We start from the raw sequence: 19,153 nt of genomic DNA on the forward strand, positions 1-19,153 counted from the left end.
ATCAGACCAGCGAGAGCCAGTAGTCCTGGAAGCGCAGGAAGATCAGCACGAGCACGATCGCGACGAACAGCGCGACGATCGTCCACCGCCATTCGGCGAGGATGCCGAGCGGCCCGCGCCTGCCGTTCCACAGCACGCCCGTGCACACCGCGAGCAGTGGCGTGATGATCGCCCACACCACCATGCAGTACGGGCACAGCGCGTTGATCCGGTAGAGGCTCTGGAAGATCAGCCAGCACACGAAGACCACGCCGAGCAGGTTGAACAGCCACAGTCCGCCCCAGATCCAGCGCGGGAAGCGCACGGCCGCGACACTGAGCACGCCGAGGGTGACCACCACCGAGAACCCGACCACGCCGATCAGCGGATTCGGGAATCCGAATACCGCCGCCTGATCGGTGACCATGACCGACCCGCAGGACAGCACGGGATTGAGGCTGCACGAGGGGATGTAGCCGGGGTCGGTGAGTAGTTTGAACCGTTCCACGGTCAGCGCCACCGAGGCGAGCCAGCCCGCGAGGCCGCCGAGCAGCAGCAGCCAGGCCGACCGGGGCGGCGCGTCGATCATCGTCCGCTCGCGGCGGCGATGGCCTGGGCCAGGTTGCTCGGGCTCACCTGCTGGTTGTTCACGAAGACCGTCGGCGTGGAGTTGACGCCGCCGTCGAAGGTCTTCTGGGTGGTCGCGGCGATGAACGCGTCATAGGGGCGGTTGCGGATGCAGTCCGCGACCTCGTCGGAGTAGCCTGCGGATTTCGCGATGGCGATCAGCTCGTCGTCGGTCAGGCCCTTGCCGCCCTCTTTGGGCTGCTTGTCGAACATCGTGGCGATCCAGCCCTGGTACTTGCTCGGATCCTGGGCGGCGACGCAATAGGAGGCGTTGGCCGCGCGGGTGGAGTACTTGGTGCCCGAGGAGGCGCGGTCGAGGAAGGAGATGATGTTGTATTCGACGGCGGCCGTTCCGCTGTTCACCGCGTCTTCCAAGGTCTGCTTGTTGGCGGCCTCGAACGCCTTGCACGCGGGGCATTGCAGGTCGGCGACCACGCGCACGGTGACCGGCGCGTCCGGTTTGCCGATGCGGATCGCGCCGCTGTCGGTGATGACCCCGGTGACCCCGTTCGGCGCGGCGCCCGCGGCGATGGTCGGGGTGGCGGCGGGCGCGGCCGGTGCGGCCACCGAACTCGAACCGGTCGGTGTCTGCGCCGCGGCGTCGTCGTCCTTGGACGCGTTCTGCACGGCGATACTGACGCCGATGGCCGCGACCAGCGCGATCAGCACGGCGGCGACCGCGACCTGGATGATGATCCTGCGATTGCGGTCGGCGTTGTTCGCCTTCGTCAGCGCGTTCGGCGTCTTGCGTCCGGACGGATTGCTGCTCACCCTGCGTTCACCACACCTCTCGCTCGCCCGACGATTTCGATTGCCGCCACGATGGTAGTTCCGGGCACGGGCACGCGGCGGCGGGCACGGCCCACATCATGGTCGGTGAACCTGAGAGATTCCGAAAGATCATTCGGCCCCCCGATTCGTGGTCCTTGGGCACCACGTTCCCCGGACGCGGTTTCCGTTCGCCTGCACTCTCGTTCGCGATCTTGCGAATCCAATCGTGCGCCACATCACAGTCGCGACGCGGGGTCAAGCGGGTAACGGTAGTCGTTACCTACCGGTAGAGTGCCGACCAGTATGCGGTGGGTGGTCCGAGCGGAGGGGTGACCCGGATGGCGGTACCGGTGGCCGGACACGAGACGGCACGCGGTCTGACCGCGGGACCGGCCTCGGATCCCGCACGGGGGTGAGGATGGCGGATCGCGCCGCCGCGCGAGGCGCCGGGAGCGGCGTGCGGTGAGATGGACCTTCACCCCGGACGAATTCACCCACGTCTGGGAGAACGAGACGAATCTGGACCGGCGACCCTATCCGATCAACATGATGCCGGGCGCCACCGCGCGAACCGAAACCGAGTACGCCGCATTGCGTTTGCCACAACGTTTCGCGCGCCAGGCCGATCCCGACCTCGCCGCCGCGCTGATGCTGTGCGCGCGTGCAGACGCCACCACCGTCACGATCTCCGGTGAACGCAGCAAGACCACCGCGCGTGACGCCACCGACGGGCGCGTACTCGCCTTCGCCGCGGTCGTGCACAATCACGCGGGCATCCTGGTCGCGACCCCGGAGAAGGTGATGGTGCAGATGTGCCACGCCCGCGCACTCGGCGCCAGGCTGGTGCAGATCATCGGCAGCGCGCGACCCGGCCGCCTCGGCGCCATGCGCGAACCACAGGACGAGGTGCTCAGCGCCGGACCCGAACCGGCCAACGGACACCGCGGCGCCACGAGATTCCGTGAGACCCTGCGCAAACCGGTCGACTGCCGCGGCTTCATCACCGTCTCCGTCGAACCGGAGAACCCGATGTCGCCGCCGACCAGGCATCGCACCTGGCTCGACTTCTCCGGTGACGGCCGCTATCTGCTCACCACCTCCCACGACCTGATCCTCACCCCGGTCGGCGACGAGGAATTCGCCGCGCAGTTGCTCCGCCTCGCCCAGATCCGCTGAGGGCCGTGGTAGGCATGGACGATGGCGAAGTACTGGACCACCCCCGCCGTCGAGGCGTTGCGCGCCGACGGCGTGCGTATCTCCGAGCTGGACACCTCGGCCACGCCGGGTTTCACCGGCGACAAGGCGGCCGGAGTCGAATCGCTGGCCGAACGCACCGCGGTGCTGTCCGGTCTGCAGGAGAAGCTGTACGCGAACGGGCGATCCGGCGACAAACGCAGCGTGCTCCTGGTTTTGCAGGGGATGGACACCGCCGGTAAGGGCGGAATCGTGCGCCACGTCATCGGTTCGGTCGACCCGCAGGGCGTGGACCACGCCGCGTTCGGCGTGCCGACGCCGGAGGAGAAGCGCCACCACTATCTGTGGCGTATCCGCAAGGCGCTGCCGCGCGGCGGCCAGCTCGGCGTCTTCGACCGGTCGCACTACGAGGACGTGCTCGTGGTGCGGGTGCACGACCTGGTGCCGCGCTCGGAATGGGAGCCACGCTACGACGAGATCAACGCCTTCGAACAGGAATTGGCGGACGAGGACACCACGGTGGTGAAGGTCGCGATGTTCGTCTCGCTCGACGAACAGAAGCGGCGCCTGCGCGAACGGCTCGAACGTCCCGACAAATACTGGAAATTCAACCCGTCCGACATAGACGAGCGCGCGTACTGGCCCGCCTACCAGGAGGCGTACCAGGCGATGCTGGAGCGCACCAGCACCGATGTCGCGCCCTGGTACGTGATCCCGGCGGACCGGAAGTGGTTCGCGCGCTTGGCGATCACCGAACTGCTCGTCGAGGCGCTGGAAACCCTCGACCTCGACTGGCCGAAGGCCGGATTCGACATCCAGGAACAGTTGCGCAGGTTGGAGCAGGCGTAGGCAGGCCCGTCACGCGGGACGAGTCGCGCTCACGTACTGGAACATTCGGTGCACCCGCTGGTCGATGTCGACCAAGCCCAGTGCCGCGAACAGTTCCGGGAACGTGTCGTCGTCGAACACCCGCAGGCCACTCCAGCCGCCGACGATGCGGCTGGCGTGGCCGAACGGCGAATCGGTGCCGTGGCTGGTCGTGATCGCGATGCGGCCGCCCGGTGCGAGCACCCGCACCATCTCCCTGGTCGCCGCGAGCGGGTCGGGGATCAGGTAGAGCGCGCCGAAACAGCAGACGGCGTCGAAACTTCCGTCCGCGAACGGCAGTCGACGCGCGTCGGCGCGCAGGTAGGCGACCCGGGGACCGGCGTTGTCGGTGCGCGCGCGGGCCAGCATCGGCTCGGAGTAGTCGACGCCGACGGCGTAGCCGGAACCGGAAAGGCGCTCGCTCAGGTAATGCGTGAAATTACCGGGGCCGCAAGCGATGTCGAGTACCTTCTGGGCGCCGTCGAGGCGCAGCGCGGCCACCGCGTCCCTGCGGTCGGCCGACATGGTCCGACCGCTGGCCAGATAGAAAACAGCAGGGCGCCAAGCCTTCTCGTAGATCGCGGCGAGCGCCGGGGTGTTCATGGTGCGTCGCGCGAGATTCATCGATCCTGACCGCGCTCTACCTCGATGGTCATGCCCGCCGCGCGCAGTCGGTCGGTGAGCGCGTCGCCCATCGCCGCCGCGGGCGTGAGCACGCCTGCCACTTCGGGCAATTCGTCGAAGGCGAGCGCGAGACCGCTCTCGCCGAGCAGTACCGCGGTGGCCTGATATCCCGGATCGCCCTTGCCTGCGAAGGTCGCGACGTAGCGGGCGCCCGAGGTGGTCACGGTGTAGGTCTGCATCGTGAACCAGCCGCCCGCGCGACTCTTCTCGTCCGGTCCGGTGCCCGGCGCGGGCAGCACCCGGTCGAGCAGTTTGCGTCCCGCCGACGCGCGCGAGAGCACCGCGCCCACCGCCATGGTGGCCACCACGCCGCCCGCGACACCCGCCGCGACCAGCGGCGCCGCCACCGACTTGCCCGCGCTCATGACCTCGCGATACCGGAAGTTCTTCCCGTACACCCACCCGAGCAGACCGTTGCTGCGCCGCACGATCTTGGTGTTGTGCGCGGCCATCACGAAGGTGGCGACCCAACCGTGCAGCGCGGGATCGATCGCGCTCGCCCGCTGCAGCGCCTGATCACTCTGCCTGCCGACATCGGGGTCCATGGACTTGTCGGGGCTGAGCGAGTACGGATGCGACAGCACCGACGCCTTGGACGAATCGGCCGCGATGGCCTCCATCATGGCGCGCGCCGAATCGATGGTGCCGCCGCTGACGCCGCCCTTGAAGGAAGCGACCAGGGTGGTGTCGGTGAGTTCGCCGGTGTTGTCCTCGACCGTGCGGCGGTAGAGCTGGTACACGCTCAGATCCGACGGAACCGAGTCGAAGCCACAGGAATTCACGATCTTCGCACCGGAGGCGACGGCCCGGTCGTGGTCGGCGTCGATGGCGTCGCGGATGAACAGGGGCTCACCGGTGAGGTCGGCGTAGTGCGTGCCCGCCGCGGCGCAGGCGGCCACCAGCGGCAGGCCGTAGCGCAGGTAGGGGCCGACGGTGCTGACGACGACCTTGGTGCGCGCGGCCAGCGCGTCCAGTGCGCTCCGGTCGTTCGAATCGGCCACCACAAGCGCCCAATCCGCGGCCCCCGCACCGAGTTCGGCGCGCGCCGCGGTCAATTTCGCCTGCGACCGGCCCGCCAGCGCGATCCGCGCGCCCGAGGGCGCAGCGCCGAGCAGGTATTTCGCGGTGAGCTTGCCGACGAATCCGGTCGCGCCGAATAGGATCAGGTCGAATTCTCGATTGTCTGCCATGTCTGCTGCTTTCCGTTGGTTCGGCTGCTTTCCTGTGCTACGGAGGCGCAGGGCGCGTTCAGGATTCGGTGCGCTCGCGGCGGGTCCGGCCGGTCGGCCGGGATTTCGGCGGTGCGGGCTGCGCGGCCCGGTCGGCGCCGGATTTCTTGCGGCGCACCGTGTTCGGCGGCCGGGTCGCGGTGAGCCAGCGGTGGTGGATTTCGCCCAGTTCGGTGACCGGCGCCTCGTCGTAGAGCCATTCGCGGGCGACGCGATGCCAGTTCGCCGTCGCGCGCAGTTGTCCGAGCATGCCGAAGGTGAGGAAATCGGCGCGGCGGGAGAACAGGTGTTCCGGCGGCAGATTCTGCTGTTTCATGCCGGTGAACTCACTCGCCCTCGGGTCGACGGCGAGCAGGAACGCGCCGCTGGCGAGTTCGGGGGTGATGGTCAGTTCCTCGTCGACCAGACACCATTCCGAGGCCGAGAGCACGTATTCGAGAGCTTCCTCGGCGCCGATCTCCTCCGGCGAGTCGATCACCCCGCGTTGGACCATCAGGTCGCGCAGGTCCTCGGCGCGGTCCTCGGCCGCCGCGCGCAGGCAGATCGTCTCGAACCGCACGTGTTCGGGGTCCATCCGGTTGAACAGCCCGAAATCGAGGAAGCCGACCCGGCCGTCCTCGACGAGCAGCACATTGCCCGGATGCGGGTCGCCGCAGAATTCGTTGAACGTGAACAGCGACCCGACGTAGAACCGGTAGATGATCTCGCCGACCCGGTCGCGTTCGTCCTGCGGCAGCTCCCGGATCTCCTCGAAACTCTTACCCGGCAGATATTCGCTGACCAGGACGCGGGTGGTGCTGAGTTCGGGCATCGAGCGCGGCACCGCGATGAACGGATGCCCGGCGTAGAGCTCGGCGATCTGCAACTGGGTGGCGGCCTCGGCCTGATAGTCGAGTTCGCTCTCCATATTGAGCCGCAGTTCGTCCAGCACCGCCGGGGTGACCCACGGCATCGCCGACTGCAAGACCTTGCGGAACATGGTGAGGTTCTTGAGGTCGGCGCGCACGGCCACGTCGATACCCGGATATTGCACCTTGACCGCGACCACCCGCCCGTCGTGCAGCTTCGCGCGGTAGACCTGCCCGATCGAGGCGGCCGCGATCGGTTCGGGTTCGAATTCGGCGAACAGGCGTTCCAGCGATTCGCCGAAATCCTCCTCGATCACCCGCCGCATGGATTCGAAGGAGACCGTCGGCGCCGCGTTGCGCAGTACAGCCAGCCGCTTCTGGAACCGTTCGCGGTGGTTCTCGGGGACGAGGTCGAGGTCGAGCACCGACATCATCTGGCCCAGTTTCATGGCGACGCCTTTCATGGTGCCGAGCACCATGACCACCTGTTCGGTGGTGCGGATCATCGACTCCTCGGCCATCCGCGCGCGCACCGCTTCCGACCTGCCTCGCATGGACAGCCTGGTCCGCTGGGTCCGAAGTACCGAACTGGCCGCGACCGCGCCCAGTTTGGTGCCGCGCGCCAGTCGGGACGTCGGCACTTGCTTCGCCATCGAGGTACCTCCATTGGTGCCGCGCGCGGTGACATTCCCCACTGGGACGGACCGCTCGGGTTCAGACTAACCAACGACCCGGCGAAGTCGAGATGGCCCGCACGGCTCGATTCGGTGACGTCGGTGTGTCGGTCGGTCAGCCGCCGCGCCGGTCGCCGCCGTCCGTGTCGCCGCCGTCCGTGTCGCCGCCTGTGTTGTCGCCGCCCTGGTCGCCGTCGCCCTCCTGATCGAGAGCTTCGCCGTTGGTGAAGTCGGGCAGCACGTGGGTGCGCGAGTTGAAGGTCGCCCGCGAGCCGCCCGCCCGCATCATGCCCTCGATCGCGCTCCACACCATCATGGTGAGGTAGTCGATGACCTCTTCACGCGCCATCGTCTTGTCCGTGGTCCACCAGTGCGTGGCGAGCTGAATGCCCCCCACCAGCACATACGACCACAACATCGCCCCGTCGGTATCGGCGCCGCGTTCGCGCCCGCGCGCCACGATCACGGTGGAGACCACCTCGGCGAACAACTTCTCGAATTCCGCCAGCGAGGACTGATCCGACCCGTTGCCCATGATGAAGCGATAGACCTCGGGATCCTCGTCCACCGTGCCCACATAAGCCGCCAGCGCCGACCGCACGAGCTGATACTCCGCCGCATCGAGACTGATGGCCTCGTACACCCGAGGCATCAACGTGATCTCGATGAACCGCTGCATGGTGGCCCGAATCAGATCGTTCTTATCGGAAAAGTACCGATAGAGCACGGTTTTGGAGACCCCGATCTCCGCCGCGATCTCATCCATCCCCGCATTCGACCCCCGCGCCCGAACCGCCGCGAGCGTCCCGTCGACGAGCTCCTCCCGCCGATCGATCTTGTGCTGCCGCCACCGCCGCTTCCGCCCGTCCATCCCCCCACCGCGCGCCCCAGAGGGCCGCTCGGCGCGCTCACCGACATCGACAAGGTCTTCGGTGGACAGCGTGCACTCCTATGTCATGAGAACGGGCAGGAAGCAATCCTTCGACACCCCAGCTTAAATCCCCCCCACCCCCACCACACCAGTTCACCCCCAGGCAACCCCCAACCATCTCCTCCCAGCCCCCACCCAGCCCCCCACCCCCACCCCAGCCCCACCCCCCCGGCACACCGACAAGGTTCGCGGCCGTCTCGCGTCCCAGCGTTCGAGACAATGCGACGCAGGAGCAAGTATCGAACGCTGGGACGCGAGACTCCCAGGGCCGCGAACCCGCGGCGCCGAAGGCGACGCCAATAAACACAGCGCGCGGGCAAACCATTGCGAAGAGCCGCGCCCGACTTCTCCCGCACGCCATCTAACGCACCCCAGGTATCCACCACAAACCGCCGCACCCGAACCCCCACGCCGGAAACATACAGAATGGGTGCCATGGAGATAGCTCCCAGCAAGACAGCGGTGCTCGTCCCCCCGGACCCCGCAGGCCCAACCGGCTTCTTCGTGGACGAGGCAAGCAAACGCCGCGACCTGTTCCGCATGAAAGCCGTGGCGACAAGCCTCCTGGCCTTCGCGAGCGTGGTCTACCTCCTCTGCCGCTGGCTCGAATCCCGAGGCCAGGGCGGCGACTGGGTCGGCTATCTCCGAGCGGCCTCGGAAGCGGGCATGGTGGGCGCCTTGGCGGACTGGTTCGCCGTAACGGCCCTGTTCCGCCACCCCCTCGGCCTCCCGATCCCCCACACGGCGATCATCCGCAGGAAGAAGGACCAACTCGGCTCGAGCCTCGGCAGTTTCGTAGGCACCAATTTCCTGTCCCCTGACGTCGTCTCCGCGAAGGTCGCCTCGGCCGAGGTCACCCTCCGCGTCGGCCGCTGGATGGCCGACCCCGGCCACGCCGCCCGAGTGGCGGAGGAAAGCTCGACCTTGCTGCGCGCGGTAGTCGGCGTCCTGCGCGACGAGGACGTAGAGCAGGTGATCGACAACACCATCGTGAAACGCATCGCCGACCCGCTGTGGGGCCCGCCGATCGGCCGAGTGCTGGCGGAGCTGTTGGCCGACAACCGTCAACTGGCCCTGTTGGACCTGCTGGCGGAACGAGCACACCAGTGGGCACTCGGCAGCCAGGAAACGATCGACCGCATCGTGCTGCGCGACGCCCCCCAGTGGTCGCCGAAGTTCGTGAATATCATGTTGTCGGAGAAGATCTACCGCGAGCTGGTGGAGTTCACCTGGAAGGTCCGGTCGAACCCGGAGCACGAGGTGCGCCTGGCGGCGAACCGTTTCCTGGAGGAGTTCGCCCACGATCTGCAGTTCGATGACGCCATGATCAAGAAGGCGGAGCGGATCAAGGCGCAGGTGATGGGCCGCGAGGAGATCACGGGTATGGCCTCGGCCACGTGGCGCGCGGCCAAGCGGTTGATCTTGGAGTCGGCCGACGACCCGGACAGCACGTTGCGGCGCAAGGTCGCCGAGAACGTGCGGCAGTTGGGTGAGCGCTTGCGCGACGACGAGCAGATGCGCGGCAAGGTCGATGGCTGGATCGATCGCGGCGCGCGCTATCTGGTCGGGAATTACGCGGCGGAGATCGCCACGGTGGTGACCGATACGGTGGCCAGGTGGGATGCCGAGGAGGCGAGTAAGAAGATCGAATTGCAGGTGGGGCGTGATCTGCAGTTCATTCGCATCAATGGAACGGTGGTCGGTTCGCTGGCGGGTCTGGCGATCTATGCGGTTTCGCAGGTGCTGTTCCACTGAGACTCGTCTTTTCTCGTGCGCGCCACGCCGCGCTAGCAGGCTGCTTGCAAGAGTTAGCACGCTGACCTACCATCGAACCCGTACAACCGCCAGAAGGTGAGTAATGGCCGACCGACCCGAGGTTTCCGCCGAGTACACCGACAATTCCGCCGAACATTCCGACGGAGCCGGAGAACGAGGGGGGCGTGTCGCCACCGCGGCACACGACATCGGTGGTTTCATCAGGTCGCAGCGGGAAGCCGCGCAAGTCTCGCTGCGTCAGCTCGCCGCGCTGGCGGGGGTGAGCAATCCGTACCTCAGCCAGATCGAGCGCGGATTGCGCAATCCCTCCGCCGAAGTGCTCGCGCAGATCGCCAAGGCGCTGCGGGTGTCCTCGGAGGTGTTGTACGTCCGGGCAGGCTTCCTCGAGCAGCGGGCGCACAGTCCGGTCAGGGACGCGCTGCTTGCCGACACTTTCATCAGTGAGCGGCAGAAGCAGGTGCTCCTGGACATCTACGAATCGTTTCGCCGGGAAAACGGAGGGAACGAGCCAGCGGGGCAGGGTGAAAGAGCCCCAGCTCACGGGGGGGAGTGGGACAGCGACGTTCCGCGTACGACAACCGAAACTCCGCCACGCCAGGAGAACGAACTATGACCGAAAAGAACGCCACCGTCACCAAGCCCCTGTTCGCTGCGGTCGGCGCGGGCGATGCCGTCTACACCGCCGCGCTCGATGTCGTGACCCAGGTCCGCGAACGCGCCGCGTCGGCCGATGTCGGCAGCCGGGTCGAAGGCGCGCGCGAGCGCTTCGCCAATGTGCCCGCCGATGTGCAGACCCAGTTCGATTCGCTGCGCGAGCGGCTCGCGGGTCTGCCGTCCGAACTGCCCGAGGACCTCGCCGAGCTGCGCGAGAAGTTCACCCCCGAGGAACTGCGCGCACTCGCCGAGAAGTACTACCGGCAGGTGCTCGACGCCTACGCCGACCTGGCCGTGCGCGGTGAGGAGACCTACGGTCGCCTGCGCACCAACCACTTGGTCGAGGAGCGGATCGAGCGTGTGGAGACCCTCTACAAGGACGCCACCGTGCGCGCCGAGGAGGCCATCGGCCGGGTGAACGGCCTGCTCGGCCGCAAGGTCGACGAGGAGCAGGCCGACGAGCCGGTGGCCGTGGTCGCCGAGCCCGCGGTGGTGGAGGCAGAAGTCCTCTCGGTGTCCACCGAGCCGGAGCCCGAGCCGGAGCTGTTCGCCGAGCCGTCCGCCGCCGAGCCGAAGAAGGCGCCCGCCAAGAAGGCGCCCGTAGCGAAGAAGGCGCCCGCGAAGAAGGCCGCGCCCAAGGAGATCTGAGCCTCGCCGTCCGTCGCGGCCCTCGCACATCCTGAAGTGCGGGGGCCGCGCTCGTATGATGGAGCGGGTGAACACCGTGAACGGGTTGACCGCAATGATCATGCTCGTGCTGTGGCTCGCGGCGCTCGGCGCGACGATCTTCGCGCTGATCCACGCCATTCGCCAACGGCCCGACGCGTTCACCGCGGTCGACAAGCAGACCAAACCGATCTGGTTGGCCATCCTCGGCGTGGCGTTGCTGCTGCTGTTGCTCTCGCCCGCCGGTCTCGGCCTGCTCGCCTTCATCTCGATCATCGCCACCGGCGTCTACCTGGCCGATGTCCGTCCGAAGGTGGACGAGGTCCAGCGCGGCCCGCGCTGGTAGGTCGATACTTCCAGCCCTCGTAACCGGGGGTTTTCGTACGCGCACGCGGACTCGCCGCGTGCGCGTTCTCGTGTCCGGGGCGCCCGCGTTGGTCAGCGGACCCTCTTTCGGGTTACTGTATCTTTGAGTAACACAAAGGAGTGTCCGATGCGTGCACTACCGCCCGCGATGGCGGACCTACCGGGAACCATCCGACGGCTGCTCGACCGACATCGCGCCGACCTGCGCTCGCGCACCTACGTGGGCGCGGCGCTGAATCCGCCGACCGCGCGCCACGAGGTCATCCCGGTCACCACGGCCGATGGCGCCCGCCTGCGCGTACACGCCTACGGTCCCGCCGACGCACCGGCGATCGTGCTCGTGCATGGCTGGACATGCGCGATCGAATACTGGAACCCGCAGATCAACGCGTTCGCCGACGAATACCGCGTCATCGCCTACGACCACCGCGGACACGGCGCCAGCGAACTCGGCGGCGCCGCGCTGACCATGGACCTGCTCGCCGACGACCTCGCGGCCGTGCTCGACGCCGCGCTCCCCTCGGGTGAGCGCGCCGTACTGGTCGGCCACAGCCTGGGCGGGATGACCCTGCAAGCGTGGGCGGGCCGGTACCCGGAGCAGGTGCGGCGGCGCGCGCACGCGGTCCTGCTGTGCAATACCGCCTCCGGCGGGCTGGTCGCCGAGACCACGGTGGTGCCGCTGTTCAATCGGCCGCTGCGGTGGTTCGGGCGCCGCGTCGCACTGCCCGCGGCCATCGGTCGCCGCGGCCTCGGCACCCTCCTGTTCTTCCCGCCGATCCCGCCGATGCGCTGGGCTTTCGCGCGGCAGATCATGAGTCCGGCGGCCGCGCCCGAGATCGTGGACTACTGCATGGCCGTGGTGCGTTCGTGTCCGGCGGCGGTCCGCGCGAAGTTCGGACTGTTGCTCGCCGACATGGATCTCGGCGAGTCCGCGCGCGATCTCACGGTGCCGACCACGATCCTGGCCGGTTCGGCCGATTTCATGACGCCGCCCGTCCATTCGCGGCGTCTGGCCGACATGCTGGCCGAGACCGGCGCGCTCGTGCGCTACGAAGTGCTCGCCACCGGCCACCTTGGCAATGTCGAGATGTACGAGCGGTTCAACGAGGAACTCGTGCGGATACTCGACGCGGTCGTGGCGGATGCGGAGATCGAAGCCGCGGGCTGAGTTCGCTCCCGGTCAGGAGAAGACCACCGTGCGCCGCCCGTGCACGAGGACCCTGCCCTCGAGGTGCCAGCGCAGTCCGCGGGCGAGCACGACCCGCTCGATATCGCGCCCCTGGCGGACCATGTCACGCACGTCGTCGGCGTGATCGATGCGGCTCACGTCCTGTTCGATGATCGGGCCCGCGTCCAGTTCGGCCGTCACGTAGTGGCAGGTCGCGCCGATCAGCTTGACGCCACGCGCGAACGCCTGATGGTAGGGACGCGCGCCGACGAACGACGGCAGGAAGCTGTGGTGGATATTGATCGCCCGCCCCGCCCAGTGCTCGCACAGCGACGCGGGCAGCACCTGCATGAAACGGGCGAGCACCACCGCGTGCGGATCGTGTTCGTCGACCAGCGCGCGCACCTGTTCGAAGGCGGGCCCGCGTTCGGCCGGGTCCTTGGGGAACGGCACGTGGTGGAATTTCACGCCGTGCGCGCTCGCCATCTCGCCGAGGTCGGGATGGTTGCCGATGACCGCTTCGACGGTGGCGGGCAGTTCCCCGCTGCCCGCGCGGCCGAGCAGGTCGTGCAGGCAGTGCCCGTCGCGGCTGACCAGCAGCACAGCCCGGCGGCGCGCCCCCGAATCGTGCACCTGCCAGTCGGTCTCCGTGCCGAAGTCGGCGGCCACCGCGGCGAACCGGTCGCGCAGTTCGGCCAGGCCGAAAGGCACGGTGGCGGCCGCGATGGCCTGGCGGGTGAAGAACCAGCCGGTATCCGGGTCGGAGTGGTAGCCGGCTTCCACGATCGACCCGCCGAATTCGGCGATGAACGAGCTGATCCCGGCGATGATGCCGGGGCGGTCCCGGCAGCCCAGGGTCAGCACGTAGCGGCGGTCGTGTGGATCACTCATCCGGTCATTGTCCCGTACCGGTCGCGGTCGATTTGCCGGGGCCGGTACAGGTGCGGCGGCCGCGTGGCTCAGAGTTCGTAGAACGGTTCCGCGTAATGGAATTCGCCGCTGATCTGGGATTCGTAGGCGGTGAGCGGGCGAACCTGGAAGTGCGCGACCCACTCCGGATCGTCGGGGGTGATGCCGAGCCGGGCGGCGGGCACGAAGCCGAAGCGCGGGTAGTAGTCGAGGCTGCCGAGCAAGCAGACCAGGGGTTCGTCGAGCGCGTCGGCGGCGCCGAGTGCCGCGTGCATGAGTGCCGAGCCGATGCCGTGGTGTTGATGGTCGGCGACGACCCCGATCGGGCCGAGTCCGAGCACGGGGAACGGACCGACGGTGGCGCGGGTGAGGCAGACGTGACCGAGGACGGTGTCGAATTCGACGGCGACCAGCGACAGCGTCGGTATCCAGCCCGCGTCGCCGCGCAGCCGGTCCACCAGAGCGACCTCGGGCGGGTCGGCGTCGGCTTCGCCCTCGGCGCGGTACCGCGCGGCGAACGCGCTGCGGTGCACCTCGGCGACCGCGGTCTCGTCGTCGGCGCGTTCGCGACGGATCAACACGGTGGGGGTCTCCTGTCGAACGAGTGTGGCCCCGCCGTACGTACCGGTGGACGGCGGTGCGGACATCACGGGGTGTCCGGTCGTGCGCCGGCGAGTACGAGTCTGCTGGAATCGATCGAGGCACGCAATGGAATTCGCCTGCCATATGCCAGACTCTCACCTCATGGCAGACTCCACGCCACCGACCCGTTCCGAGGTGGCCGCCCGCATCGATCACACCCTGCTCGCGCCGGAGGCGACGCCCGCCGAGGTGGACGCGCTCGTCGCCGAGGCGCGGGAACTCGGCGTGTACGCGATCTGTGTCTCGCCGTCGATGCTGCCGGTGCGCGCCGAGGGGCTCGTGGTCGCGACGGTCGCGGGATTCCCTTCCGGGAAACATCATTCGCTGGTCAAGGGGGCCGAGGCGCGGCTCGCGGTGGATCAGGGCGCGGCCGAGGTGGATATGGTGATCGATGTCGGCGCGGCGGTGGCCGGTGATTACACCGCGGTGCTCGCCGATATCGTCACCGTGCGCGAGGCCGTGGCCGATCGCGCGGTGCTGAAGGTGATCATCGAGTCGGCGGCGCTGTCGGACGAGGCGATCGTCGAGGTCTGCCGCGCGGCCGAGCGGGCGGGCGGCGATTTCGTGAAGACCTCCACCGGCTTCCATCCGGCGGGCGGTGCGAGCGCGCACGCGGTGCGGCTGATGGCCGAGACGGTGGGCGGGCGACTCGGGGTGAAGGCCAGCGGTGGTATCCGCACCGCCGAGGCGGCGGCGGAGCTGCTCGCGGCGGGCGCGACCCGGCTCGGACTTTCCAAATCGCGCGCGGTGCTCGCCGGATTCCCCGAGCACTGACCTCGCGAATCCGTTTCGGCGGCAACCCGATCCGCCATCACTTCGATCGGGCCGGCTCGGGCTTTTCAAGTCGCGTGCGGTGCTCGCAGCCCTTTCCGGTGCCGAGCTCGCGAATCCGTTCTGGCGGGAACTCGATCCGGTATCACTTCGACTGGCGCGCTCGGGTTGTCCGGGTCGCTTGCGGTACTTGCAGGCTTCTCCGGGTGTCGAGCTCACGAATCCGGTTCGGCGGTAACCCAATCCGCCATCACCTCGGCCAGTGCCGCGGCTCCCGCCCGGCAGTCGTCGGGTAGCGCGAACTCTTCGGGAGAATGGGAGATCCCGGTCGGGTTGCGGACGAACAGCATGGCCGTCGGCAGGACGGCGGAGAGGATGCCCGCGTCGTGGCCTGCGGCGGTCGGGAGCACCGGTATGTCGCCGAGTTCGCCGAGCGCCCGCGCGATCCGGTCGCGTGGCCCTTGCGGGAATTCCACGATGGGGGTGACAGATTCGGCTTCGACGCGTAGACCGACGCGGTCGCAGGCGGCGTGATCGCGCGCCTCGGCGCTGATCCGCGCGACCATGCGGGTGAGGGTGTCCTCGTCGGCGGCGCGCGCGTCGAGCCAGGCCGCGACCTCGGAGGGGATGGCGTTCGCGCCGTTGGGCAGCACTCGGATCTTGCCGAATGTCGCTACCGCGCCGTGGAGTTCGGCGGCGTGGCGGGCGGTGTGCACCGAGGAGGCGAAGGCGAGCATGGGGTCGCGCCGGTCCACGAGTCGGGTCGCGCCCGCGTGGTTGGCCTCGCCGGTGAAGGTGAACAGCCAGCGCCCGTGCGGCCAGATGGATGACGCCACCGCGAGCGGGCGGTCGACCAGGTCGAGTGCGCGGCCCTGTTCGACGTGCAGTTCCACGTAGGCGCCGACGCGTGCGGTCAGCGTCGGGTCGGGTCCGAGGTGCGCGGGATCGCGGCCAGCGGCGGCCATCGCCTCGGCCAGTGTGATCCCGTCGGCGTCGCGCAGGGCCAGCGCGCGGGCGGGCGCCAGCGCACCGGTGCTGAGCTGGGAGCCGACGCAGGCCACTCCGAAGCGCGCGCCCTCTTCGTCGGAGAACGCGGCGATCCCGACCGGGCGGCTTGGCACGATGCCGCGCGCCCGCACGGTGTCGACCGCGGCGAAGGCCGACACCACGCCGAGCGGCCCGTCGTAGGCGCCGCCGTCGGGCACCGAATCCAGGTGGGAGCCGGTGACGAAGGCGTCCTCGGGGTCGCCGGTCCATCCGGGCGGCAGCCACCAGGCCCACAGGTTGCCGTTGCGGTCCTCCTCCACCGCCATGCCGCGTTCGGCGGCGCACCCGCTGAACCATTCGCGCAGCGTCAGATCGGCGGGGTTCCAGGCGAACCGCCGGTAGCCGCCGGTGGCGGGCTCGCGGCCGACCTCGAGTATCGATGCCCAGAGTGCGTCGAAGGTCATGAGCCGTCCTCTCGCGGTGTCAGTAGCGGCCCGGAATCCAGTCGGTGCCCGCCAGCGGCACCCTGGCCATGGCCGAGGCTTCCACGGTGAGCGCGACCAGATCCTCGGGTTCCAGATTGCGCAGGTGGGATTTGCCGCAGGCGCGCGCCAGGGTCTGGGCTTCCATGGTCAGCACCCGCAGGTAGTTCGCGAGCCGACGGCCCGCGGCCACCGGATCGAGGTTGCGGGCCAGCTCCGGGTCCTGGGTGGTGATGCCCGCCGGGTCGCGGCCTTCCTGGAAGTCGTCGTAGAAACCGGCCGCCGAACCCAGCGCCTCGTACTGCGCGGCGTAGCGAGGGTTGTTGTCGCCCAACGCGATCAGCGCCGCGGTGCCGATGGCGACGGCGTCCGCGCCGAGCGCCATGGCCTTGGCCACGTCGGCGCCGCTGCGGATGCCGCCGGACACGATGAGCTGCACCTCGCGGTGCACGCCGAGTTCCTGCATGGCCTGCACGGCCTGCGGGATCGCGGCCAGCGTCGGGATGCCGACGTGTTCGATGAACACGTCCTGGGTCGCCGCCGTACCACCCTGCATACCGTCGACGACGACAACGTCCGCGCCCGCTTTCACCGCGAGTTTCACGTCGTAGTAGGTGCGGGTCGCGCCGACCTTGATGTAGACCGGCTTCTCCCAGTCGGTGATCTCGCGCAGTTCGATGATCTTGATCGCCAGGTCGTCGGGGCCGGTCCAGTCCGGATGTCTGCACGCCGAACGCTGGTCGACGCCCTGCGGCAGGGTGCGCATCCGCGCGACCCGCTCGGTGATCTTCTGGCCGAGCAGCATGCCGCCGCCGCCGGGTTTGGCGCCCTGACCGAGCACGATCTCGATGGCGTCGGCCTTGCGCAGGTCGTCGGGATTCATTCCGTAGCGCGACGGAAGATACTGGTAGACAAGATGTTTCGACTGTCCGCGCTCCTCGGCCGTCATGCCGCCGTCGCCGGTGGTGGTCGAGGTGCCGACCTCGCTCGCGCCGCGCCCGAGCGCCTCCTTGGCCGCGCCGGAGAGCGCGCCGAAGCTCATCCCCGCGATGGTGATCGGAATATCCAGGTGCAGGGGGAATTTCGCATGCCGGTCGCCGAGGACCACGTCGGTGTCGCAGCGTTCCCGGTAGCCCTCCAGCGGATAGCGCGACATCGAGGCGCCGAGGAACAGCAGATCGTCGAAATGCGGCAGCGGGCGTTTCGCGCCCCACCCTCGGATGTCGTAGATACCGGTCTCGGCGGCGCGCTGGATCTCGGCGATGACGCCGCGCGGAAAGGTCGCCGATTCGCGCAGTGCAGGATTGGTGTGCACGCTTGGCCTCCTAGTAGGCGCCGACATTGTCGACGTGGAAGTTGTAGAGTCCGCGGGCCGAGCCGTAGCGGGTGAAATCGGCCGGGTCGGCGTCGAAACCCGCCGCCTCCAGCAGTTCTCGCAACTCGGCGAGGTGTTCGTCGCGCATCGGTTTGACGACGCAGTCCGCGCCGAGCGAGGCCACTTGGCCGCGCACGTAGATCCGCGCCTCGTACAGCGAATCACCGAGCGCCTCACCGGCATCACCGCAGACCACGAGTCGCCCCGCCTGCCCCATGAACGCGCTCATATGCCCGATATCGCCCCCGACGACGATGTCGACGCCCTTCATCGAGATCCCGCAGCGCGCGGCCGCATTGCCCTCGACGACGAGCAGGCCGCCGTGCGCGGTGGCGCCTGCGGACTGCGAGGCGTCACCGGTGACGCGCACCGTGCCCGACATCATGTTCTCGGCGACCCCGACGCCCGCGTTGCCGCGCACGGTGACCGTCGCGCGCTGATTCATACCCGCGCAGTAGTACCCGACATGCCCGTCGATGACGACCTCGATCTCGTCGTTGAGGCCGCAGGCCAGCGCGTGCGCGCCGCGCGGTCCGGTGATCCGTGCGCGCCGTGGCGCACCGGGCGCGTGCAATGCCTCGTTGACCTCACGGACACTGCTTTCCCGCAGGTCGAAGGCGGTTTCCGTGACGGTGTTCACTGCCGGTGCCATACGTAGACCTCTTCCGGTTCGGGTTCGAAGATGCGGGCGTCCTCGACACCGGGCAGGTTCGCCAGCGCGCGGTATTCCGAGGCCATGGCGACCCAGCGCGGGGTCTCGGCGACGACGGCCGGTTTGCACGCGATCGGGTCGCGCAGCACGGCGAAGGACTCCCGATTGGCGACGAGCAGGGTGTAGAAGCCGTCGAAGCGTTCGTTGAGCAGCAGCAGCGCCTTCTCCAGGTCGACGCCGTCGGCGAGCTGGCCGGCGACGAACAGGGCGCCGACCTCGGTGTCGTTCTCGCTGTCGAACACCACGCCTGCGCGTTCCAGTTCGTGTTTGACGCTCATGTGGTTGGCGAACGACCCGTTGTGCACCAGGCACTGGTCGGGGCCGACGGAGAAGGGATGCGAGCCCGCCGCCGTCACCGCGGATTCGGTCGCCATCCTGGTGTGGGCGACGCCCTGCCAGCCGGAGGCCGCGGGCAGGCCGAACCGGTGCGCCAGCTCCGTGGGGTTGCCGATGCCCTTGACCACGGTCAGTTCCTCGCCGAAGCCGATCACGCGGGCCGCCGGATCGATCCGCCGCGCCGCCGCGAGCAGCGTGTCCGCGTCGACGGGTGCGTGCAGGACCGTGGTCGGGGCCAGGTCTATCGCGGTCACGGTGATCCCCAGCTCCGCGTCCAGCGCCGCGGCGAGCTCGGGTGCGGGGACGGTGGCGTCGAGCAGCGACACCGTCGACTCGCCCGGCGGCGACCACACCGGATCGCCGTACACGGCCATGCCCGCCGAATCCGGCCCTCGGTCGCAGAGCTGATCGAGCATATCGGTGAGCAGGGATCCGAGCCGCGGATACAGCGCGGGGTCGCGCAGGTGCAGCCCGACAATTCCGCACATGGGGAACTCCTTCGTGG

20 protein-coding genes are annotated in these 19,153 nt (G+C 68.6%); 8 read left to right on the forward strand and 12 right to left on the reverse strand.

From position 1 onward, the window contains the following. Position 1: 1 nt before the first annotated feature. Positions 2-568 carry a vitamin K epoxide reductase family protein gene (locus IT779_RS18510; protein WP_198428656.1) on the reverse strand — a complete coding sequence of 189 codons (567 nt, stop codon included), beginning with the start codon at positions 566-568 and terminating at the stop codon, positions 2-4. Continuing rightward, the gene (locus IT779_RS18515; protein WP_196150596.1) at positions 565-1,377 is read right to left on the reverse strand and encodes a DsbA family protein; all 813 of its coding nucleotides are present in this window, start codon (positions 1,375-1,377) and stop codon (positions 565-567) included. The genes IT779_RS18510 and IT779_RS18515 overlap by 4 nt, the downstream gene beginning before the upstream one ends. A gap of 462 nt (positions 1,378-1,839) precedes the next feature. Here IT779_RS18515 and IT779_RS18520 point away from each other — a divergent pair, with 462 nt between their 5' ends. Together IT779_RS18520 and IT779_RS18525 are read left to right on the forward strand one after the other, a co-directional pair. Further along, positions 1,840-2,553 carry an ESX secretion-associated protein EspG gene (locus IT779_RS18520; protein WP_196150597.1) on the forward strand — a complete coding sequence of 238 codons (714 nt, stop codon included), beginning with the start codon at positions 1,840-1,842 and terminating at the stop codon, positions 2,551-2,553. 21 nt (positions 2,554-2,574) lie between these two features. Next, a complete protein-coding gene (locus IT779_RS18525; protein ID WP_196150598.1) occupies positions 2,575-3,420 on the forward strand; it encodes a polyphosphate kinase 2 family protein in 846 nt (281 codons plus the stop codon). A gap of 9 nt (positions 3,421-3,429) precedes the next feature. Here the strand turns inward: IT779_RS18525 and IT779_RS18530 are convergent, their stop codons facing one another. The 4 genes from IT779_RS18530 to IT779_RS18545 all read right to left on the reverse strand — a co-directional run bounded on the left by IT779_RS18530 (position 3,430) and on the right by IT779_RS18545 (position 7,744). After that, entirely contained in the window at positions 3,430-4,062 is a 633-nt protein-coding gene (locus tag IT779_RS18530; RefSeq protein WP_196150599.1) for a class I SAM-dependent methyltransferase, read from the reverse strand. Continuing rightward, entirely contained in the window at positions 4,059-5,312 is a 1,254-nt protein-coding gene (locus IT779_RS18535; RefSeq protein WP_196150600.1) for a saccharopine dehydrogenase family protein, read from the reverse strand. The genes IT779_RS18530 and IT779_RS18535 overlap by 4 nt, the downstream gene beginning before the upstream one ends. Positions 5,313-5,370: 58 nt before the next feature. Next, complete coding sequence (locus tag IT779_RS18540; RefSeq protein WP_196150601.1) at positions 5,371-6,852, reverse strand: ABC1 kinase family protein; 1,482 nt, start codon at positions 6,850-6,852, stop codon at positions 5,371-5,373. A gap of 136 nt (positions 6,853-6,988) precedes the next feature. After that, positions 6,989-7,744 (reverse strand): TetR/AcrR family transcriptional regulator, encoded by a 756-nt coding sequence (locus IT779_RS18545; RefSeq protein WP_198428657.1) that lies wholly within the window; start codon positions 7,742-7,744, stop codon positions 6,989-6,991. Positions 7,745-8,239: 495 nt separating this feature from the next. Here IT779_RS18545 and IT779_RS18550 point away from each other — a divergent pair, with 495 nt between their 5' ends. The 5 genes from IT779_RS18550 to IT779_RS18570 all read left to right on the forward strand — a co-directional run bounded on the left by IT779_RS18550 (position 8,240) and on the right by IT779_RS18570 (position 12,434). Beyond that, positions 8,240-9,559, forward strand: coding sequence for a DUF445 domain-containing protein (locus tag IT779_RS18550; RefSeq protein WP_196150602.1), 1,320 nt, complete (start codon positions 8,240-8,242; stop codon positions 9,557-9,559). Positions 9,560-9,662: 103 nt separating this feature from the next. Next, positions 9,663-10,193: a helix-turn-helix domain-containing protein gene (locus IT779_RS18555; RefSeq protein WP_198428658.1), complete on the forward strand. Its 531-nt coding sequence runs from the start codon at positions 9,663-9,665 to the stop codon at positions 10,191-10,193. Beyond that, positions 10,190-10,882, forward strand: a complete 693-nt coding sequence (locus IT779_RS18560) for a heparin-binding hemagglutinin (protein WP_196150603.1) — start codon at positions 10,190-10,192, stop codon at positions 10,880-10,882. The genes IT779_RS18555 and IT779_RS18560 overlap by 4 nt, the downstream gene beginning before the upstream one ends. Before the next feature lie 58 nt (positions 10,883-10,940). Next, complete coding sequence (locus IT779_RS18565; RefSeq protein WP_232541880.1) at positions 10,941-11,246, forward strand: DUF2516 family protein; 306 nt, start codon at positions 10,941-10,943, stop codon at positions 11,244-11,246. Positions 11,247-11,393: 147 nt separating this feature from the next. Continuing rightward, positions 11,394-12,434 (forward strand): alpha/beta fold hydrolase, encoded by a 1,041-nt coding sequence (locus tag IT779_RS18570; RefSeq protein WP_196150605.1) that lies wholly within the window; start codon positions 11,394-11,396, stop codon positions 12,432-12,434. A 12-nt stretch (positions 12,435-12,446) separates the two neighbouring features. On the opposite strand, the gene purU is transcribed toward IT779_RS18570, so the two are convergent. After that, positions 12,447-13,325, reverse strand: coding sequence for a formyltetrahydrofolate deformylase (gene purU / locus IT779_RS18575; protein WP_196150606.1), 879 nt, complete (start codon positions 13,323-13,325; stop codon positions 12,447-12,449). A 68-nt stretch (positions 13,326-13,393) separates the two neighbouring features. Continuing rightward, entirely contained in the window at positions 13,394-13,924 is a 531-nt protein-coding gene (locus tag IT779_RS18580; protein ID WP_196150607.1) for a GNAT family N-acetyltransferase, read from the reverse strand. 163 nt (positions 13,925-14,087) lie between these two features. Between IT779_RS18580 and deoC the strand changes: the two genes are divergently transcribed. Beyond that, positions 14,088-14,759, forward strand: a complete 672-nt coding sequence (deoC, locus tag IT779_RS18585; protein WP_196150608.1) for a deoxyribose-phosphate aldolase — start codon at positions 14,088-14,090, stop codon at positions 14,757-14,759. 212 nt (positions 14,760-14,971) lie between these two features. On the opposite strand, the gene IT779_RS18590 is transcribed toward deoC, so the two are convergent. The 4 genes from IT779_RS18590 to IT779_RS18605 are packed head-to-tail and all read right to left on the reverse strand — an operon-like array spanning position 14,972 to position 19,136. Further along, the gene (locus IT779_RS18590; RefSeq protein WP_196150609.1) at positions 14,972-16,207 is read right to left on the reverse strand and encodes an allantoate amidohydrolase; all 1,236 of its coding nucleotides are present in this window, start codon (positions 16,205-16,207) and stop codon (positions 14,972-14,974) included. A gap of 19 nt (positions 16,208-16,226) precedes the next feature. Further along, positions 16,227-17,567 (reverse strand): FMN-binding glutamate synthase family protein, encoded by a 1,341-nt coding sequence (locus IT779_RS18595; RefSeq protein ID WP_196150610.1) that lies wholly within the window; start codon positions 17,565-17,567, stop codon positions 16,227-16,229. Next, complete coding sequence (locus tag IT779_RS18600) at positions 17,551-18,252, reverse strand: GltB/FmdC/FwdC-like GXGXG domain-containing protein (RefSeq protein WP_196150611.1); 702 nt, start codon at positions 18,250-18,252, stop codon at positions 17,551-17,553. The genes IT779_RS18595 and IT779_RS18600 overlap by 17 nt, the downstream gene beginning before the upstream one ends. Continuing rightward, complete coding sequence (locus tag IT779_RS18605; RefSeq protein ID WP_196150612.1) at positions 18,237-19,136, reverse strand: class II glutamine amidotransferase; 900 nt, start codon at positions 19,134-19,136, stop codon at positions 18,237-18,239. Before IT779_RS18605 ends, IT779_RS18600 begins: the two co-directional genes overlap by 16 nt. Between the last annotated feature and the right edge of the window lie 17 nt (positions 19,137-19,153).

The sequence above is a fragment of the Nocardia bovistercoris genome, assembly GCF_015674855.1.
GTDB classification, from domain to species: Bacteria; Actinomycetota; Actinomycetes; order Mycobacteriales; family Mycobacteriaceae; genus Nocardia; species Nocardia bovistercoris.